This window comes from Actinoplanes sp. NPDC051343 (assembly GCF_044455125.1).
In the GTDB taxonomy this organism is placed as follows: Bacteria; Actinomycetota; Actinomycetes; order Mycobacteriales; family Micromonosporaceae; genus Actinoplanes.
Genome location: NZ_JBITEL010000008.1, coordinates 210731 through 229633, shown reverse-complemented (window position 1 = coordinate 229633; position 18903 = coordinate 210731). Strand labels below are relative to the sequence as shown.

Below are 18903 nucleotides of genomic sequence, written 5' to 3'. Positions count from 1 at the left end.
ATGACGGACCGCCTTCCCGCCCCGGTACGCCGTATTACCGACGCCTTCAGATCCTTCACCCCCGGACAGAAGGCCGTCACGATCACGGCGGTGGTCGCACTCGTCATCGGCGGTTACTTCTTCGCCACCTGGGCGTCGAAGCCGTCGTACTCGATCCTGTTCAACAACCTGTCGGCCAAGGACGCGAGCGCGATCACCGAGTCGCTGCAGAAGGGCGGCACGAAGTACGAGCTGGCGAACGACGGCCAGACCATTCTCGTGCCGCAGGACCAGGTCAATCAGCTGCGCCTGACGCTCAGCGGCCAGGGGCTGCCCGGCGACGCCGGCACCGGCTACTCGCTGCTCGACCAGCAGGGCATCACGACCAGCGACTTCATGCAGCACACGAACTATCAGCGGGCCCTGGAAGGCGAGCTCGCCAAGACGATCGGTTCGATCGACGGCGTCGAGGCGGCCACCGTGCACCTCGTGCTGCCGCAGAAGGACGTGTTCGCCGACAACCAGGACCAGCCGACCGCCTCAGTGCTGGTCGCGTCCAGCCCGAGCCAGCCGCTGAGCAGTCAGCAGGTGCAGGCGATCGTGCATCTGGTCGCGTCCAGTGTGGAGGGACTCGACCCGACGCAGGTCACGGTGGCCGGCGCGGACGGCAAGATTCTCTCCACCGGTGGCGGGGCCGACGTGGGTACCGGCGGGGACAACACCGAGACCGATCAGACCGTCGCCTTCCAGAACCGGATGAACACCTCGCTGCAGAGCATGCTGGACAGCGTCGTCGGTGCCGGTCACTCGGTGGTCACGACGACCGCCGACCTCGACTACGACCGCACCCAGACCACCAGCAAGACCTACCAGCAGGACCCGTCGCTGCCGGCCACCTCGGAGCAGAACAGCCGCGAGGCGTACAACGGGACCGACAACTGCAACGGCGGCGTGCTCGGCCCGGACAACATCGCCGGTCCCGGCTGCAGCGGCGGCGGAAGCAGCAGCTCCGGGCCCGGCCAGTACGAGAACAGCACCTCGACCCGGAACAACGCGCTGAACGAGGTCACCAAGCAGATCCAGAGCGCGCCCGGCGGCATCAAGAACCTGCACATCGCGGTCCTGCTGGACAGCACGACCGCGGGCTCGGTCGACCCCACCCAGATCCAGCAGGTGCTCAGCTCGGCCGCCGGCATCGACCCGACCCGCGGTGACACCATCGCGGTCAGCGCGATGCCGTTCGACACCAGCGCGGCCAAGCAGGCGCAGAGCGCGCTGAGTGCGTCGGCCACCGCGGCCCAGCAGGCCAAGCAGACGTCATTGATCAAGACCGGCGTGCTCGCCGCGGTCGTGCTGATGCTGATGTTCGTGGCCTGGCGGGCCACCAAGCGCTCCAAGAAGCGCAAGGGCCTGACCGCCGAGGAGCGCCGGCACCTGGAGGACATGCAGGCGGCGCTGGAGGCCCAGCGGCTGGTCGAGCTCAACGCCGCGATCCCGGCCCAGATGATCGAGGCCGGACCGGACATGTCGGCCGAGCTGGAGGCCCGCGAGGAACGGGTCCGGGAGATCGAACAGATGGTGAAGGACCAACCCGAGGAGATGGCAACCCTGCTGCGCGGCTGGCTGGCCGCGGACTCGCGCTGAGCCGTACCGCGCGAACTGGTCACGGAAGACAGGTTTGAGGAGAGTACGCGTTGACGACCACCCCGGCGCTCACCACGATGTCGATGACGGGCGTACGTAAGGCCGCCATCATGTTGGTCCAGTTCGGCAAGGAGCACTCGGCACAGATCCTGGCCAACATGTCGGAGAAAGAGGTCGAGCTGATCTCGGCCGAGGTGGCCCGGCTCGGCAAGCTCGAACCGACCTCCGTCGACGACGTGATGGACGAGTTCTATGCCATGGCGACCACCCGCTATGCGGGTTCGGGCGGCATGGACTACGCCCGGGAGCTGCTGGAGGCGTCGCTCGGCAAGGAGCGGGCGGCGCTGATCCTCGACCGGCTCGAAGCGTCGATGAACGACATCCCGTTCAACTTCCTCAGCCACGCCGACCCGCGGCAGCTGCTCTCGTACGTGCAGTACGAGCACCCGCAGACGATCGCGCTGATCCTCGCCCACATCCCGTCCGCGCTGGCGTCCTCGATCCTGGCCGGGCTGTCGCTCGAGGTGCAGACCGAGGTCGCGCACCGGATCGCGGTGATGGACCGCACCTCGCCGGAGATCATCCGGCAGGTCGAGGCGGCCCTGCAGCGCAAGCTGTCGACCGTGCTCCAGCCGGACGAGCTCTCCACGATCGGCGGCCTGCAGCCGCTGGTCGACATCATCAACCGCGCCGACCGTACGACCGAGCGGCTCATCCTGGAGGCTCTGGAGGCCCGCAGCCCGGAGATCGCCGAGGAGATCCGCCGGCGGATGTTCATGTTCGAGGACATCATCAACCTGGAGGACCGCGCGGTGCAGCTGGTGCTGCGCCAGGTGGAGCCGGCCGACCTCGCCACCGCCCTCAAGGGTGTCGGCGACAACGTCCGCGACAAGGTCACCCGGAACCTGTCCGAGCGCGGCCGGGAGAACCTGCTCGAGGAGATCGACCTGCTCGGCCCGGTCAAGGTCAAGATGGTCGAGGAGGCCCAGGCGAAGATCGTCTCGGTGATCCGCTCGCTCGAGGACTCCGGCCAGATCGAGGTCCAGCGAGGCAACGAGGCCGATGAGCTCATCGCCTGACACCAACCCGGTGCTGCGCGGCACGGTGGCCGACTCGGCGACCGCGGCGCGGTTCGCGGTCGACCTGCGCCACGGCGTACCGGACGACAGCGCGGCGGTCGAGAGGGCCAAGGAGGCCGGCCGCACCGCCGGCTACGCGGCCGGGTGGGCCCAGGGGCAACGGGAGGCCGGTCTGGTGGCCGAGGCCGCCGCCGAGCGCGCCCGCGCCGCCGAGGCGGCACACGACCAGCGCCGGGCGGCCGCGCTGGCCCAGGCCGTGAACGCCCTCGGCCGCGCCGTCACCGAACTCGAAACCCAGCTCATGCCCACCTTCGCCGAGCTGCAGGAGGTGCTGATCGCGCACGCCTTCGAGCTCGCCGAGGCGATCGTCGGCCGCTCGCTCGACGATCCCCAGGGCCGCGGCATCGACGCGATCCGCCGGGCCATGAGCGCCTCCCCCGACACCGGCGACCTGACCGTCAACCTGCACCCCGACGACTACGCCACGCTGGTCGGCACCACCGGCGAGACGAAGTTCGAGTACGAGGGGCGGCGGGTCGGCCTGCGCCCCGACTCCTCGCTGCGGCCGGGCGACGCGACAGCCGAGACCGGGATGGCGACCGTGGACGCGACGATCGCCGCGGCGGTCGCCCGGGCCCGCGAAGCCCTGCGGATCCAGCGGCTGCCCGAGCAATAGCCAGGGGGTTCACCTATGACCGACATCTTCCGCCACCGGATGGAGGCGGCACTGCTCGCGGCGCGCCCGCTCGCCCGCGGCAAGGTGGTCGGCGCGGTCGGACTCCGGGTCACGGTCAGCGGGCTCGAGGCCCGGGTGGGCGATCTGCTGCGGTTGGGTGACGGTCCGTCCGCCGTACTCGCCGAGGTCGCCGCCCTCGACGGCGACCGTCTCTCCTGCCTGCCGCTCGGTCCGATCGCCGGCCTCTCGGCCGGCACCCCGGCCGTCAGCACCGGTGGCCCCCTGCGCGTCGCGGTCGGGCCCGACCTGCGAGGACGGATCCTCGACGGCCTCGGCCGGCCGTTGGACGACGGGCCGCCGCTGCGAGGCGAACTCGTCGGCATCGACTCGGCGCCACCTCCGGCGATGGACCGCCAGCTCGTCGACAAGCCGATGCCCCTGGGCGTACGGGTGCTGGACACGCTCGTGCCGTGCGGCCGTGGCCAGCGCATCGGCATCTTCGCCGGCTCCGGCGTCGGCAAGTCCACCCTGATGAGCATGATCACCCGCGGTACCTCGGCCGAGCTGAACGTGGTTGCCCTGGTCGGCGAGCGCGGCCGGGAGGTACGCGAGTTCATCGAGCACGACCTCGGACCGGAGGGCCTGGCCCGCTCGATCGTCGTCGTCGCCACCTCGGACACGCCGCCGCTGGTCCGGCTGCGGGCCGGCGCGGTGGCCACCCGGATCGCCGAGTACTACCGCGACGAGGGCAAAGACGTGCTGCTGATGATGGACAGCGTGACCCGTGCGGCGATGGCGCAGCGCGAGGTCGGCCTGTCGGTCGGCGAGCCACCGGCCACCCGCGGCTACCCACCCTCGGTCTTCGCGATGCTGGCCTCCCTGCTCGAACGGGCCGGGCCGGGCGCGCGGGGCAGCATCACCGGCCTGTACACGGTGCTGGTCGAGGGCGACGACCACAACGAGCCGATCGCCGACGCGGCCCGCTCGATCCTCGACGGGCACATCGTGCTCGACCGCAAACTGGCCACCGCCGGTCACTTCCCGAGCATCCAGGCCCTCGACTCGATCTCCCGGGTGGCCAACAAGATCACAACCCGCGAGCAGAGGTCCGATGCCGCCGAACTGCGCCGCCTGATGGCGGCGCACCGGGAGGTACGCGAACTGGTCGAGATCGGCGCGTACGTACCCGGCACCAACCCGGAGGCCGACCGCGCCAACGCCATCTGGCCCCAGATCACCGCTTTCCTACGCCAGGACATCGACGAGCGAGTCGACGCCGAGACGGCCTGGTACCAGCTCCAGCAGCTCATCGCCATCGCGTGAACCAAGCCTGACAACTCGCGATTGCCGCCGGAGCGAAGCGGAGCCAGCAAGCGCAGTTGCAGGTCGGGTGCAGGGGCTCAGCGAAATGGGCTCCGGGCCGAACCGGTGAGTGAGGGTTCCCCGACTCTCACGAGGAGGCAGAACGTTGAACCGGCTGTTCAAGCTCGCACCCGTACTTCGCGCCCGCAAAGCCCAGGAGGACGCGGCGCAGGGCGCCCTGAACCACTCCCGGGCCGAGATCCGGCACGCCAAGGCCCTGGTCAAGCGCAAGCGGCTCGACCTGGTCGGTGCGGACGCGCCCTCCGAGGGTTCGGCGCGGGCGATCGTGGCCTCGCTGGTGGCGCGGCAGTCGCTGGCCGCGAGCCTGTCCGGGGCCCAGCGGATGGTCACCGACGCCGAGGGGGTCGAGCGCGAGCGCCTGGCCGAACTGGCCGACGCCGCCAAGCGTCGCCGCGCGGTGGAGATGCTGGCCGAACGCCACGCCGAGGCGGTACGCACACACGATCTGAAGGCCGACCAGGCCAACCTGGACGACATCGCGGTCACCAGCAAGGCCCGGAACGCGGCCCGCGGCGTCGACGAGGGCCGGAGCCTGGCATGACGATGGGCGTCAGCGGGGTTCTCGCCCGCATCCAGGAGCTGCAGACCCAGCTCGGGATCGCCCCCACCAACGGTTCCACCACCGCACTGAACGGCAACGACCCGTCGGGCGGTGGCGGCGGTTTCGCCTCGGCGCTGGCCGGTGCGACGGGCGACGACGGCTCGCAGATTCTGTCGACCTCGGGCGGGGTCTCCGGCGACGACATCGTCGCCTCGGCCAAGAAATACCTGGGTACGCCGTACGTCTTCGGCAGCACCGACCCGGGCAAGGGGCTGGACTGCTCGGCGCTGGTGCAGCGGGCGTACAAGGATCTCGGCATCACGCTGCCGCGGCTGTCGTACCAGCAGGCCGACGTCGGCCAACCGGTGTCGAGCCTGGCCGAGGCGAGGCCCGGCGACATCGTGGCGTTCGACTCGCCGGTCGACCACGTCGGTATCTACCTCGGCGACAACAAGATGATCGCAGCACCGAAGCCGGGCGACCACGTCAAGATCGAGTCGGTGTACGAGAAGCCGACCCACATCCGCCGGATCGTCTCGTCGACCGCGGCGGCCCAGGCGGCGGCGACCCCGCGACCGGCCGCGCTTTCCGGCAGCGGCTCGCTACCCGGCGTTCCCTACGGCGATCTGTTCGTGAAGGCCGGCGCCAAGTACGGCGTCTCGCCCCGCCTGCTCGCCGCGGTGGCCAAGGTCGAGTCCGGCTACAACCCGCAGGCGGTCAGCAAGGTCGGCGCCCGGGGCCTGATGCAGCTGATGCCGGGCACCGCCCGCGGCCTCGGCGTGGACAACTCGTTCGACCCGGCGCAGGCGATCGACGGCGGCGCCAAGCTGCTGGCCCGCAACCTGCGCGAGTTCAAGTCGGTGCCGCTGGCCCTGGCCGCGTACAACGCGGGCGGCGGCGCGGTGCACCGCTACGGCGGCATCCCGCCGTTCGCCGAGACCCAGGCGTACGTGCCGAAGGTCCAGCGAGCAATGGCCGCGCTCGGCAGCTGACCCCCTTTCCGCTCGACGTTGGAGTAGCCGCATGAATGTCCCGAGTTCCGTCACCGGTCCCGACCGCCTCGCCTCGACCGACCCGGCTCGCCGGGCCGGCGGCGGCCGCGGCACGGACAGCGCGGACGAGTTCGGCTCGGCGCTGTCGGCCGAGCTGAGCCGCCCGGGACGCGACGACGACCAGGACGCGGATCGCGCCGACGCGGAACGGGCCGACGCGGAACGGGCGGCCGCCCAGCGGACCTCGGATCGGACCGATGCCGACCGGACTTCGGCCAACCGGGCCACGCTCGATCGGGCCGCCGCGAGCCGCGCGGCAGCGGACAGGGCCGCCCAGCGTTCCACCGGCGGCAACCTGGCGGCCGACCGGGCCGCTCGACGTTCGGCCGACGACCAGGCGGCGAACCGGGCCGCGGCCGGCCGCGACGCCGCCGACCGGGCCGACGCGAGCCAGGACGCGGCGCAGCGGGCCACCGCCGACCGGGCGCGCGACCGCGTCAGCGCCAACCGCGATGCCGCCGGACGCGCGGCCACAGACCGAGCAGCTTCAGACCGGGCAGCTTCAGACCGGGCCGCCACAGACCGGGCCGCCACAGACCGGGCGGCTACAGACCGCGCCGCCACAGACCGCGGAGCCACAAACCGGGCCGCCATAGATCGGGCGGCCACAGATCGCGCAGCCGCGGACAAGGCCGCCGACTGCGCGGCCGCGGATAAAGCAGCCGACCGGGCCGACGACCGGGCGATGGGAACCGACGACGCCGACCGGGCCGATGCCATCGACGAGACCGCTGCGACGGCTGGCAGGGCCGCGGGCGACGATGCTCCCGCCAAGCCCACCGACGGTCCGGCCGCGACCGGCGAGGCGGGTGACGGTCCGGCCGCGACCGGCGAGGCGGGTGACGGCCCGGCGAAGGCCGGCGACGACGCGAACCCAGCCGGCGGCGCCAAGGCCGGGCGCGTCCGGGCCGGGCGCGGGGCGGGTCAGTCCGCCGACGCCGGCGAAGCGGTCGCGACGCAAGCGAAGGCCGAGACGGTCACCGGGCCGGCCACGGCGAGCCAGGCGCAGGCCGCGGCCGTCGCGCAGGCGGCCGCCGCGCAGGCGGCTGCCCAAGCCGGAACCGCCGCCGGCACAGGCGCAGCGGACGGCGGCAAGACTGCGGTCGGCGCCGCCGCCAAACCGGCCGCCGCCGGGCAGGGACCGGCCGCAACCGGACAGTGGACGGCCGCTCGCGCGAACCTCACCGCGACCCAGGCCGCTCAGCTCGCGCAGGCCGCCCAGGCCGAGGGCAACCAGGCGGCGAGTAGCCAGGCGGCGGGTAATCAGGCGGCGGGTATTCAGGTCCAAGGCAACCAGGTCCAAGGCAACCAGGCGCCGGGTAACCAAGCGCAGAGTAGCCCGGCCCAGAACAACCTGGCCCAGAACAATCCGGCGCAGAACAACCCGGCGCAAAATAATCCGACCCAAGGTAACCAGTCCCTGAGCAACCCGGCCCTGAGCAACCCGGCCCAGGGCAACCCGGCCCAGGGCAACCCGGCCCAGGGCAACCCGGCCCAGGGCAACCCGGCCCAGGGCAACCCGGCCCTGAGCAACTCGGCGCCCGGCGCCCCGGCCGGCCCGGCTCAAGGCGCCGGGCAGGCCGCCCAGCTCGGCCCGGCCGGCGCCGCCCTTGCGGGCCTCGGTAAGGACAGGATCGGCGGGCCGGGCGAGGCCGGTAAGGCGGCCGACGCGCCGGGCACCGGCGTGCCCGCGGCCACCGCGGCCGGACCGAACGCCGCCACCGGACCGGCGGCCGGTCACCGGCCGAGCGGGCAGCAGGCGGGCGGCCAGCAGGCGGGCGGGCATGCCGCGGGCGGCGACCGGCCCGGCGCCGACGGGGCGGCCACCGGTGCGTCCTCGACCGCAGCCGCCGGCCCGGCCCCGGATGCGGCGGCCGGAAGCAACGGCGTACCGCAGAGCCCGGCCGCGGCGACCGCAACCGATGCGGGTGTGGCGGCTGCGGGCGTACTCAATGGGCCGCAAGCGGCGGCACCGGCCGCGCCCACCGCTCCGGCCGCTGCGGCGGCCCCGCCGGCTCCGGTCCCGACGCCGCCGCCGGCCGCCCAGCTTGCCATGCGGATCGCTCCGCTGCGGCTGGACGCCGACGGCATCCACCGCCTGACCGTCCAACTGCACCCGGTCGACCTCGGTCCGGTGCAGGTGGTCGCGGAGATCCGCAACGGCGACATCAACGTGCAGCTGACCAGTGCCACCGACGCGGCGACCGACGCGATCCGGAACGCCATCAACGACCTGCGGCGCGACCTGCAGGACGCCGGCTTCGGCAACACCACGCTCGACCTGCGGCAGGGCAACGCTCAGCAGGAGCAGGGCCGGCAGCAGTTCAACGCGCCCGGCGGGTCCGGCAACGGTGGTCGCGAGACCGGCTCAGGGCCGCAGCCTCAGAACGAGCCCGCTCCGGCGGTCCGCCGGCCGGCGCCGGGAAGCGGACGGCTCGACATTCAGGCCTGATCCTGGACCAGCGGCCCGGTCGACGGCACCGGCTCCTTGTCGGCGCCGGTCGTCGGCACCGGCTTGAGCCGACCGGTGCGGGCGTCCCAGATGTCGCGCGCGATGATCTGGATGATGCCGCCGATCGGGATGGCGAGCAGCGCGCCGAGGATGCCGGCCAGCTCCGTCATGATCAGGATGGCAAGCAGTACGGCCAGCGGGTTGAGCTGCACCGTGCGGGCAAAGATCATCGGCTGCAGCAGGTGGTTTTCGAGCTGCTGGTAGACGACGAAGAAGATGATCACGACGATGCCGGCGGTCACCGAGTGGGTGAAGCCGGCCAGCACCGCGACCACCGCCCCGAGCGTGGCGCCGACCAGCGGGATCAGGTCGGCCAGGCCGACGAACAGGGCGATCAGGCCGGCGTATTTGACATGCAGGATGGCCAGCACCCCAAAGGTCAGCAGGCCGCAGATCAGGCTGATCAGCAGGTTGCCGCTGATATAACCGGTGATCGTCTTGGCACAGTCGTGGCTGACCCGGCGGATCCGCTCGGCCCGCCTCTCGCTGAAGAGCGCCAGGAAGCCGCTCACCACCTTCGGCGCCTCGAGCACCATGAGGTAGGAGAGCACGAAGATGGTGACAAGGCCGGCGATCCCGGTGGCCGCCCCGCGCAGCACGCTCAGGGTCGGCGCGCCCAGCTGGGAGGCGTAGCCCCGGATCTGGGTCTCGTGGCTCTGGATGTAGTCGAGCACGTGGAACCGCACGGCCAGATGGCCGACCGGCCCGCGGCCCGCTTTGATGTCGGCGATCAGCTGGGGCGTGTTGTTGGCCAGCTGGGTGCCCTCGTGCACCAGCGGGATCACGAAGACGGCGACCAGACCACCGATGACCGCGACCGCGAGCAGGTAGACGATCAGCGTGGCGAGCCAGCGCTTGAGCCACCGCCCGCGGTTCTCCACCCACGTGACCACGGGGTGGAGAGCGACCGCGAAGAAGCCGGCGATGACGATCCAGGTGAGAACCTGGCGCGCCTCCCAGGCCAGCGTCAGAACGAGCAGGGTGGCCAGCAAAAGGCCGATGACCACAAGGGTCACACGCGAGACCGTACGGTTGTCCACACTCGTCACCAGGGCAAGTTACCCGACAATCAGCTGGACAAACCCGAACCGGCCTCGCGCGCTTCCATAGGCGACGGTGTGACGACCCTCGCCGCCGGCTCCTCCTCGGTCTTGCCGTACCCGGCCGTCACGAACTTCAGCGCGGCCAAGAGGATGGCCGCCACCGGCACCGCGATCAGGAACCGGATCAGTACCGCCGTGATGTCGAGCTGGTCGACCACGTAGCGGTACAGAGCCGGCGCACTGATCAGCAAGGCGAAGAGGAGGACCGCCGGCCGGATCATTGCCGGACCGTGCGGCTGACCCGGCGAGGAGCGGCCGCGACCGGCATGACGTCGGCGGCGATGCGCGCGCAGAGCATGGCGGCCCAGGCGTGCGGAGTAGCCGGCTTGCCGTCCAGCGAGTAGATCGGCAGGTCGAGCCCGAGCACCGAGGCCGGGTCGGAGGTCAGTTCGACCCCGTGCACGACCAGTGCCTCGACCTCGCCGAGCGTACGCAGGTGCCGCGCCGTGTCGGCCGTCTTGCGGGTGGCGTCCACGATCGACCAGACCGCGGTCGCCCCGATGGCATCGCACATGTCGTTGACCCACAGCGGGTCGGTGCCGCCGACCGGCGCGTCCATCACCACGACCCACGGGTGGTCGGCGCTGTGCAGCTTCTCGACCCGGCTCTCGGCCGCCTCCGGGGTGGAGATCAGCCGCGACGAGTGGAGCCCGGTCCCGGCGGTCGACGGCGCGGCCAGCAGCAGGTGGTTCTCGCCCGCCCCGATCTGGTCGAGCAGCTGCTTGGCGATCGGCACCCCGAGGTTGACGTCGCCGGCCAGCACCAGGATCTCGCCCGGCCCGTCCGGGATGGCGGGAGCCGACGGGCGGGCGGCGAGCACGCTGAGCACCCCGGCGTACGTGTCCCCGCCGCTGATCTTGCGGGCCATCGCCTCGGGCATGCCGACCGACATCAGGTTGTGGATCACCGGCTCGTTGTCGGCCATCCGCGGCGGGGCCGGGGGCGCCACCGCGTGCGGCACCGCCGAGGTGGGCGAGACCGGAGTCGCGGCGTGCTCCATGCCGAAGTCCTCGTCGTCGGCCGACGATTCCGGCTCGTCGATCTCGATCTCGCTCAGCGAGAGCCCGCCGATCCGCTCGGCCAGGTTGGGCAGTGCACCCAATGGCTTGGCCGGCGGCCCCGCCGGGCTGGTCGGCGCGGCGACCGCCGCGGCCGCGGCCTTGGCGGCAGCCGCCTGAGCGGCCGCGACCTTCGCCGCGGCGGCCTGGGCGGCGGCGATGGCCGGCGCGGCCGGGCTCACCGGCCGGGCGGCCGGGCTGAGCGGCTTGAGCGCGGGGCTGATCGGCTTGGCGGCCGGGCTCACCGGTTTGGCCGCCGGGAAGGTCGCCGGCTTGGCCACCGCGAATCCTCCGGCGGCCGGGCTGCTCGGCGCGTTGACCGGCGTCTCCGCCGCGGTGGCGGGCCGGAACGGGCGTACGGTCGGCGTCTCCTCCCGTGAGGTGGCCGGTGCCGGCGCCTTGGCCCGGGGCGACGGACGGGTCGCGGTCGCACCGGCCGATCCGGCCGGCCCGGTGTCGTGCCCGCCGACGTCGAGCCCCGCCATCAGCTCGGCGAACGCCGCGCCGGTGTCGCCGAAGGCGGCCTGCCGGCTCTCGTCGCTGCCGAGGCCGTGCGGCCGGCCCGGGCGGCCCACCGTACGCGCCGGCTCGTCCATCCGGTCCTGGGCCTCCGCCCGCTCGACCAGTTGTTCCAGCGTGGGCCGGCCGTTCTCGGTCGGCGTCCGTGTTTGTCGCGCCATGTCAGTCCTGTCCTCGGCAGACTCGTCCGGCACCTCGACGGAAAGCTCGTAATGCTGCTTCGCGAAGAAGCCTCCGACGCCGCCACTGCGGACCTTGTCGGCTGAGATGATCCGAACCTTGGAGCCGTATTCATCGCGTACTTGAGCCAGCAGTGGCTCGATGGCCGGTCCCTCAAGCAGCACCCGCGTAGGCACCGTTCACCACCCCTATCGTCTCGATCTGTGCGGTGGAACCAGAGATTTCGCTGTACGACAGCACCTGGATCCGGCGGGAGCCGGCCCGGAGCAGTCGCATCAGTGGCAGCCGCAGCTGTGGCGAGCAGGCCAGCACGGCTGTCAGGCCCTGCTGTTCCGCGGTCTCGGCCAGCCGAGCCGCCTCGGTGACGATCGACTCGGCACGCATGCCGTCGATCGCCATGAAGGCGCCCGTCTCACTGGGACGAAGCGATTCGAGCAGTTGTTGCTCGAGCATGGGTTCGAGCGTGAGCACTGTGAGCCGCCCGTCGGTCACGTAGTTGGCCGCGATGGCCGGGCCGAGCGCGGAACGGGCCGCCTCGACCAGGCCGTCGGGGTCGACGGAGACCTTGGCGCGCAGGGACAACGACTCGAAGATGCGGACCAGGTCGCGAATCGGCACGCCCTCGTCGAGGAGTGCCTGCAGCACCTTCTGGATCTGGCCGAGGCTGAGCTGCCCCGGCGTCAGTTCCTCGACCACCACGGGGTGCGTGCGCTTGACCGTCTCGGTCAGCGCCCGCACGTCCTCCCGGCCCAGCAGCCGGGACGCATTGCTGCGAACCACCTCGGCGAGGTGGGTGATGATCACCGACGCCCGGTCCACGACCGTCGCGCCGGAAAGTTCGGCCTGGTAGTGCAATTCGGCCGGCACCCACTTGCCGGGCAGGCCGAAGACTGGTTCGACGCCTGCCCGGCCGGGCAGGCCCTGCAGGCCGTCGCCGATCGCGAGGACGGTGCCGGGCGGGGCCTCGCCGGTGCCGGCGTCGACGCCGGAGATCCGGATGGCGTACGAGGAGAGCGGAAGGTCGAGGTCGTCGCGGGTGCGCACCGGCGGCATGATCACGCCGAGTTCCATGGCCATCTTGCGGCGCAGGGCGCGCACCCGGTCGAGCAGGTCGCCGCTGCTGGCGTCGACCAGGTCGACCAGGTCCGGGGAGAGGGCGAGCTCGAGCGGGTCGACCCGCATCTCGCCGAGCAGTTGTTCGGGCGAGTCCGGCGAGGGCATCTCGACCGCCTCGGCGGCGGCCAGTTCGGCCTCCGGCACCGGGTCCTTGATCCGCTGGGCGGCGACCAGTACTGCGACTCCGACCAGCAGGAACGGAACCTTGGGCAGGCCCGGGATCACGCAGAGCGCGAGCGCCGCGCCGCCCGCGATGCGCAGCGCGAGCTTGTTCTGACTGAGCTGGGCGGTGACGCTGGTGCCCATGTCGCCGGTGGTGGCCGAGCGGGTGACGATGAGACCGGTGGCGACCGACAGCAGCAGCGCGGGCACCTGGGAGACCAGGCCGTCGCCGACGCTGAGCAGGCTGTACTGGTTCATCGCGTCGGAGGCCGACAGGTGCTGCTGGAGGAGGCCGACCGCGAACCCGCCGACCAGATTGATCATCGTGATGATGATGGCCGCGATCGCGTCGCCCTTGACGAACTTGGAGCCACCGTCCATAGCGCCGTAGAAGTCGGCCTCGGCGGCCACCTCGGCGCGGCGCTTCTTGGCCTCGGCCTCTTCGATCAGGCCGGCGTTGAGGTCGGCGTCGATCGCCATCTGCTTGCCGGGCATGGCGTCGAGGGTGAACCGGGCCCCGACCTCGGCGACCCGCTCGGCGCCCTTGGTCACCACGACCATCTGGACGATGACCAGGATCAGGAAGATCACCAGGCCGATGACCAGGTTGCCGCCGACGACGAAGCTGCCGAACGCGTGGATCACCTTGCCGGCGTCGCCGTCGCGCAGCACCAGCCGGGTCGCGCTGATGTTGAGCGCGAGGCGGAACAGGGTGGCGACCAGCAGCAGCGCCGGGAAGACCGAGAAGTCGAGCGGGCGCTCGACGAACATGCTGGTCAGCAGGATGAGCAGGGCCGCGGTGATGTTGAGCGCGATCAGCGTGTCCAGCAGGAAGGTCGGCAGAGGTACGACCATCATGATGATGATGCCGATGACCCCGATGGGGACGGCAAGTTTGCTGATGTTGCGGTTCTTCACGGCGCCTTCCTGTAACCATCTCTGAGCAGGGTGTGACCACCCACGAGCAGATCCTCCCCCGTTAGAGCACGCTATGTGAGTAAATCTCCCAAATAGGGGCTATGCCGCAGCCGCGTCGGGGTTGCGGTGCAGGCCGGCCGCTGAGCCGCGCGCCTTCAGGCTCATCACGAACGCCAGCACCTTGGCCACCGCGCCGTAGAACTCGGCCGAGATCTCGACGCCCACCTCGCAGCTCGCGTGCAGCGCCCGGGCCAGCGGCACGTCCTGCACCATGGGGACCCGGTGCTCGAGCGCCAGTTCGCGGATCTTGGTCGCGATCTCGCCCTGCCCCTTGGCGATCACCCGCGGCGCGCCCTTGGTCGGCTCGTAGCGCAGGGCGACCGCCACGTGGGTCGGGTTGACCAGCACCACGTCGGCCGTCGGAACGTCGGCCATCTGCCGGTTGCGGGCCATCTGCATCTGCCGTTGCCGGATCTGGCCCTTGACGTGCGGGTCACCCTCGGAGTTCTTGTACTCCTGCTTGACCTCTTCCTTGGTCATCCGGAGCTGCTTGTTGGTGCGCCGCCGCACGACGAAGTAATCGGCCGCCGCCATCACGATGCCGGCCACCGCAGCCGCCCGCACCAGCCCGAGCACCGCGTCCTTGACCACCGCGAGCAGCGAGCCGAGCGGCAACTGGCCGGCCGTCATCAGGGTCGGGATCCGGTTCTTGGTCGTCGTGTAGAGCACCGCGGCCAGCACCGTGGTCTTGACCAGCGCCTTGATCAGTTCCCAGAGCGCCTGTGGCCCGAACATGCGTTTGATCCCGGGCAGCGGGTTGAGCCGGCTGAACTTCGGCACGAACAGCTTGGTGGCGACCCGGATGCCGCCCTGGGCCCCGGCCGACGCGACGCCCACCACCATCAGGGTGGCCGCGAGCGGCAACACCGCCCAGGCGATGCCCATCGCCGCCTGCCGGAGCATCACCAGCGCCTCGCGCGGCTCGGGATCGGCGATCACCTGCGGGACCTGCACCATCAGCTCGCGGGAGTGGTCGATCGCGGCGCTGAGCGTCTTGGGCAGCATGATGCTGGCCGCCAGCATGCCGAACCAGGCGCCGACGTCCTGGCTCCGGCCGATCTGACCCTCGCGCTTGGCCTTCTTGAGCTTCTGCGGTGTCGGTTGTTCGGTCTTCTCCCCGGACATCTCACCCCCCGGTGATCTGGATGACCGCGTTGACCGCCTTGTCGACCACCGTCTCGACCACCTGCGGCAGCGCCGCCAGCGCCAGCCCGGAGAGCAACAGCAGTAGGAAGATCTTGGCCGGGAAGCCGAGCTGGAACGCGTTGAGCGCCGGCGCGACCCGGTTGAGCAGGCCGAACGCGACGTCGGTGAGGAACAGGACGGCAATCAGCGGACCGGCGATCTGCAACGCCGACAGGAACAGTTCGGCGATGCCCTTGAGCAGCAGGCGGCTGAAGGTGTCGAGGCCGAACGACACGTTCAGCGGCATCGTGCGGAACGACTGCAGGAAGCCACGCAGGATCAGCAGATGGCCCTGGGTGGCGAACAGGATCGTGATCGCGACCAGGTTGTAGAACCGCCCGAAGACCGAGCTCTGGTTGAACGACAGCGGGTCGTACGCAGTGGCCAGCGTGAAGCCGCCGAACAGGTCGAGCATGTCGCCCGCCGCCTGGAGCGCGGAAAACAGCATCAGCACCAGAAAGCCCAGCGCTCCCCCCACGAAGATCTGCAGAGCGGCGCTGAAGATGATGTCCGACGTCTCGAGCGACGGCATGGTCCCGCGCAGGTAGGGGAAGAGCGGAAGCGTCAGGCCGACCGACAGCAACGCCTTGACCTGCGTCGGGATGAGCCGCGAGTTGAACGGCGGGGCGAGCGCCATGAACGCGCCCGTCCGGGCCGCCCCGAGCATGAGCGTCAACAGGTCCGCGATCGGGACGTTGAAGTTCATCGGTACGACGCCACGAGCGCGGTAAGAATCAGCCCCCACCCGTTGACCAGCACGAACAGCAGGAGCTTGAACGGCAGCGACACCGTCACCGGGGGCAGCATCATCATGCCCAGCGACATCAGGGACGCCGAGACGACCATGTCGATGAGCAGGAACGGGATGAAGATGACGAAGCCGATGATGAAGGCCGCCCGCAGTTCGGACAGGACGAACGCCGGGATCAGAGTGGTCAGCTGCACGTCGTCCTTGTTCTTCGGCTGCTTCTGACCGGCCAGCTTGACCATCAGCCCGACCTCGTCCGGCCGGGTCGTCTTCCACATGAAGGTCCGCAGCGGCTTGACGCCGGCGTCGAACGCCTGGCTCTGGCTGATCTTCCCCTTGAGGTAGGGCTGCACGCCCTGCTGGTTGACCGCCGACACGGTCGGGCCCATCACGAACATGGTCAGGAACAGGGCGAGGCCGGCGAGCACCTGGTTGGGCGGCATCGAGGTCAGGCCGAGCGCGTTCCGGGTGATGCCGAGGACCATGAAGATCTTGGTGAACGCCGTGCAGAGCAGCAGTAGCGCGGGCGCGACCGACAGGATGGTCAGGCCGAGCACGATAACCAGCGAGGAAGACGGCTTGCTGCCGTCCGGGTTGGTGCCGTTGATGTTGAGGTTGATGCTGGGCTTGGTCGGCGGGGTCGGCGGTCTGGGTGCCTGCGGCACCTCCTGATGTACGGCCGTTACCGCGGCCGGTTCCGCCGACGCTGCCGTGGGGAGCACTACCATCCCCAGACACAGGGCGGCGAACAGGAGCAGGAACAGGCGTCGCATCTGATCATCGCCTTGTCGTCCGGTCGCGAAGGAAGTCGATCGTCGAGGTCCAGGTGCGCGGCGAGAGGATCGACCCGTCGAGGCGCGCCTTGGCCGGCATCGGATGGGCGCCGGGCAGCTCGAGGTCGCTCTCGGCGATCGCCAGGTGGTCCCGGTGGGGTGCCTGGTGCAGCTCGAAGTCCTCCAGGTCGGCCTCACCGAGCAGGTTCACCTGCTGGTCGGTGACGCCGAGGATGATCGCCCGATCGGCGACCCGGACCACGGTCACCGCCGCACCCCGGCTCAGCTGCTGACGGTTGAGCACCGACAGCAGCGGGCCGTGATGCCGGCCGCTGCCCATCGGCCGGCGCACCAGGCGGGCCAGTCCCCACATCAGGCCGAAGATGACCAGCAGCGAGAAGCCGATCCGCAGCGCGAGCTCGTACAACGGTTACTCCCGTTCGGTGCCGGGGGCGACGATCTGGGTGATCCGGATGCCGAAGTTCTCGTCCACCACCACCACCTCGCCCCGCGCGATCAGCCGCCCGTTGACCAGCAGGTCGGCCGGGCTGCCGGCGGCCCGGTCGAGCTCGACGATGGCGCCCGGGCTCAGCGACAGCAGTTCGCGCACGCTCATCCGGGTGCGGCCGAGTTCGGCCGAGACCTCCATCTCGACGTCGTGCAGCATGTCGAGGCCGCCGCGCACGGGCAGCCGGTCGGCCTCGCGCGGGGCCAGGTTGCCGGGGCCGGGCAGCGCGTCGTCGCTCGGCCACGGCGTGAGCGCCAGCGCCAGTACGGCGTGCACCTGCTCGCCCTCCACCAGCGGCACCGCGACCGCGTCGTCCTTGGCCGCGATCGCGCTCAGCGCCACCCCCGGCTCCATGACGACGCCCGGGTCGAGCACCACCGGCCCGAACGCGCGGGCGGCCGCCTCGAGGGCCGGGCGCACCGCCGCGGTCAGGTCGAGCTCGCCGAGCGGGCTCTCCTTGAGCGCGTCCGCCAGGTCCTGGCCGACCACCACCACGACCTCGCCGGTCGCCGCGCCGCTGAACTTCGCGGTGACCGCCTGCCCCTCGGTGAGGAGGTCCGCGCCGGCCCTGACGGGGTCGGCGGTGGCGAGCGTGCGGCTGGTGGGCAGGACCGCGAGCGCGGCCTCGGCGGCGGTCCGGGCGAGCGCGAGCTGCGGCGCGGTGATGGTGGGCGCGGTCATCGGCGGCCAGACTCCTTGGGCGATGTCTCCTTGGGCGACGGCACCACGAGGCACGCGAGGCGGGCCCCTTGATTGCCGGGTACTGCATGAGCGAAAACGGTCTCGTTGACCGTCACCTCAAGCGGCCGGCTGGTCGCGTGCCCGAGCGGGACGACGTCGCCGGGACGCAGGTCCACGATGTCATCGGTACGCATCCGAATGGGCTGGAATCGGACCGCAACGTCGATCGGAGCCGCGGAAAGACCGTCGGTGAGGTTGCGCAGCGCCTGGTCCCGGCTCGCCCGCTCGGCCGCGCTGAGCACCACCGCCTCGGTGCGTGAGAGCACCGGCAGGATCGTGTTGAACGGCAGGCAGATGCTGGCCACGCACTCCTCGACGCCGATCTTCATGTCGAAGGTGGCGACCACGCAGGCGTCGCCCGGCTGGTGCGCGCGCAGGAACTGCGCGTTGTACTCGATCTCTTTGAGCTGCGGCTGGATGTCGACCAGGGTCTCGAAGCCGTAGCGCAGCTCGCCCAGCATCCGCTCGAGCAGGCCGCGCAGCAGCGGCATCTCGACCTCGGTCAGCGGCCGCTCCGGCTGGGGGCCGCCGGGACCGCCGAGCATATGGTCGATAGCGGTCATGACGGCGCTGGACGCCATCTCCATGAGCACCGAACCGGGCAACGGCTCGAGCGACACCACCGCGATCACCGTGGGGTTGGCCAGGGACGCGACGTACTCGTCGTAGTTGAGTTGCTCGATCGAGGCCAGCGTGACGCTGGAGACCACCCGTAGCCGGGTGGTCAGCAGGGTGCCGCAGCTGCGCGCGTACGTCTCGAAGGCGATCTGCAGCGTGCGGACGTGCTCCCGGGAGAGCTTGATCGGCCGGCGGAAGTCGTACGTCGTCGGCCCCTCGCCCCGGCCGCGACGTGACATCTTCCCGGGGGAGCGTGCGGGCGAGACCGCGGAGGACGAACTGGTCACGTCGTCCTCATCGGCTCACTTCCGCAACCGCTGAGCGGGAGAGCCGGTTTTGTCCATCTTT

At 71.0% G+C, this 18903-nt stretch carries 17 protein-coding genes; 7 read left to right on the top strand and 10 right to left on the bottom strand.

What is annotated here, in order from left to right; genetic code table 11:
- The 7 genes from fliF (at window position 1) to ACIA5C_RS26665 (ending at window position 8806) form a co-directional block, all read left to right on the top strand.
- On the top strand, window positions 1-1623 hold the full coding sequence (fliF, locus tag ACIA5C_RS26695) for a flagellar basal-body MS-ring/collar protein FliF (protein ID WP_396059207.1): 1623 nt from the start codon (window positions 1-3) through the stop codon (window positions 1621-1623).
- 50 nt (window positions 1624-1673) lie between these two features.
- Window positions 1674-2702, top strand: a complete 1029-nt coding sequence (gene fliG / locus ACIA5C_RS26690) for a flagellar motor switch protein FliG (RefSeq protein WP_396059205.1) — start codon at window positions 1674-1676, stop codon at window positions 2700-2702.
- Window positions 2686-3378: a FliH/SctL family protein gene (locus tag ACIA5C_RS26685; RefSeq protein WP_396059203.1), complete on the top strand. Its 693-nt coding sequence runs from the start codon at window positions 2686-2688 to the stop codon at window positions 3376-3378. The genes fliG and ACIA5C_RS26685 overlap by 17 nt, the downstream gene beginning before the upstream one ends.
- Before the next feature lie 15 nt (window positions 3379-3393).
- Window positions 3394-4701, top strand: a complete 1308-nt coding sequence (locus tag ACIA5C_RS26680) for a FliI/YscN family ATPase (protein ID WP_396059201.1) — start codon at window positions 3394-3396, stop codon at window positions 4699-4701.
- 145 nt (window positions 4702-4846) lie between these two features.
- The gene (locus tag ACIA5C_RS26675; RefSeq protein WP_396059199.1) at window positions 4847-5302 is read left to right on the top strand and encodes a flagellar export protein FliJ; all 456 of its coding nucleotides are present in this window, start codon (window positions 4847-4849) and stop codon (window positions 5300-5302) included.
- On the top strand, window positions 5299-6294 hold the full coding sequence (locus ACIA5C_RS26670; protein WP_396059197.1) for a transglycosylase SLT domain-containing protein: 996 nt from the start codon (window positions 5299-5301) through the stop codon (window positions 6292-6294). Before ACIA5C_RS26675 ends, ACIA5C_RS26670 begins: the two co-directional genes overlap by 4 nt.
- Window positions 6295-6325: 31 nt before the next feature.
- A complete protein-coding gene (locus ACIA5C_RS26665) occupies window positions 6326-8806 on the top strand; it encodes a flagellar hook-length control protein FliK (protein WP_396059195.1) in 2481 nt (826 codons plus the stop codon).
- Here ACIA5C_RS26665 and ACIA5C_RS26660 read toward each other — a convergent pair.
- The 10 genes from ACIA5C_RS26660 to ACIA5C_RS26615 all read right to left on the bottom strand — a co-directional run bounded on the left by ACIA5C_RS26660 (window position 8797) and on the right by ACIA5C_RS26615 (window position 18842).
- Window positions 8797-9882 carry an AI-2E family transporter gene (locus tag ACIA5C_RS26660; RefSeq protein ID WP_396059193.1) on the bottom strand — a complete coding sequence of 362 codons (1086 nt, stop codon included), beginning with the start codon at window positions 9880-9882 and terminating at the stop codon, window positions 8797-8799. The two genes, ACIA5C_RS26665 and ACIA5C_RS26660, sit on opposite strands and share 10 nt — an antisense overlap.
- A gap of 53 nt (window positions 9883-9935) precedes the next feature.
- Window positions 9936-10190, bottom strand: a complete 255-nt coding sequence (locus ACIA5C_RS26655; RefSeq protein WP_396059191.1) for a hypothetical protein — start codon at window positions 10188-10190, stop codon at window positions 9936-9938.
- Window positions 10187-11902, bottom strand: coding sequence for a hypothetical protein (locus ACIA5C_RS26650; protein WP_396059189.1), 1716 nt, complete (start codon window positions 11900-11902; stop codon window positions 10187-10189). The genes ACIA5C_RS26655 and ACIA5C_RS26650 overlap by 4 nt, the downstream gene beginning before the upstream one ends.
- On the bottom strand, window positions 11880-13922 hold the full coding sequence (flhA, locus tag ACIA5C_RS26645; protein WP_396059187.1) for a flagellar biosynthesis protein FlhA: 2043 nt from the start codon (window positions 13920-13922) through the stop codon (window positions 11880-11882). The genes ACIA5C_RS26650 and flhA overlap by 23 nt, the downstream gene beginning before the upstream one ends.
- 99 nt (window positions 13923-14021) lie before the next feature.
- Entirely contained in the window at window positions 14022-15107 is a 1086-nt protein-coding gene (locus ACIA5C_RS26640) for a flagellar biosynthesis protein FlhB (RefSeq protein WP_396059185.1), read from the bottom strand.
- Between the two features lies 1 nt (window position 15108).
- Entirely contained in the window at window positions 15109-15873 is a 765-nt protein-coding gene (locus ACIA5C_RS26635) for a flagellar biosynthetic protein FliR (protein ID WP_396059183.1), read from the bottom strand.
- The gene (fliP, locus tag ACIA5C_RS26630) at window positions 15870-16688 is read right to left on the bottom strand and encodes a flagellar type III secretion system pore protein FliP (RefSeq protein WP_396059181.1); all 819 of its coding nucleotides are present in this window, start codon (window positions 16686-16688) and stop codon (window positions 15870-15872) included. Before fliP ends, ACIA5C_RS26635 begins: the two co-directional genes overlap by 4 nt.
- A 4-nt stretch (window positions 16689-16692) precedes the next feature.
- Complete coding sequence (gene fliO / locus ACIA5C_RS26625) at window positions 16693-17115, bottom strand: flagellar biosynthetic protein FliO (protein ID WP_396059179.1); 423 nt, start codon at window positions 17113-17115, stop codon at window positions 16693-16695.
- A 3-nt stretch (window positions 17116-17118) separates the two neighbouring features.
- Window positions 17119-17877, bottom strand: coding sequence for a flagellar motor switch protein FliN (gene fliN / locus ACIA5C_RS26620; protein ID WP_396059177.1), 759 nt, complete (start codon window positions 17875-17877; stop codon window positions 17119-17121).
- Complete coding sequence (locus ACIA5C_RS26615; protein WP_396059175.1) at window positions 17874-18842, bottom strand: flagellar motor switch protein FliM; 969 nt, start codon at window positions 18840-18842, stop codon at window positions 17874-17876. The genes fliN and ACIA5C_RS26615 overlap by 4 nt, the downstream gene beginning before the upstream one ends.
- Between the last annotated feature and the right edge of the window lie 61 nt (window positions 18843-18903).